Raw genomic sequence first — 516 nt, 5'->3', positions numbered from 1 at the left:
CGGTGTTCGGCTTGATTTGCAGTCCATAATGACAAGCAATTAATGCAGTCAGAATTCCGAACACTGCTCCCTTACCTACGCCGAGCCACAGGTTTGCAATTGGAACCGCTGCTGGCAGGCCATGCAGAAATTGGCGATAACCGATGCCGAGCTGTAAATCTGCCGACAGCATTCCGCCAATCAAGGCTGCTATATCGCTCCACAGTACCAACAGCGGAAGTGTAATCGCAAGCGCCACTATCTTGGGCAGCACCAATCGTTGTGTATGCGAAATGCCCATCGCCGCCAAAGCATCTAGCTCGCGCGTCACCCGCATCACCCCCAGCTGTGCCGTCATCGACGAACCAGAGCGCCCGGCCACCAAGATAGCCGCTAATATCGGTCCCAGTTCCCGCACGATGCCGAGTCCGAGAATATTGATGATGAAAACGTCAGCACCATAGTTCTTCAATTGGATGGCCGACAAATAACTCAGCACAACCCCAACAAGAAATCCCACGAGGGCAGTAATGGCGA

Annotated in this window: 1 protein-coding gene; it reads right to left on the bottom strand. The window is 53.5% G+C overall.

The window, feature by feature from the left end; all coding sequences use genetic code 11:
* Window positions 1-516: MlaE family ABC transporter permease (locus ACFOFO_RS26650; protein ID WP_390332390.1), on the bottom strand; the 516-nt coding region annotated here is incomplete at both ends.

Origin of the sequence: Pseudundibacterium arcticum (assembly GCF_042646465.1) — a bacterium.
Taxonomy (GTDB): Bacteria; Pseudomonadota; Gammaproteobacteria; order Burkholderiales; family Burkholderiaceae_D; genus Undibacterium_A; species Undibacterium_A arcticum.
Note: the sequence above shows the minus strand (reverse complement) of the source record. Positions and strands in the feature narration are given on the sequence as shown.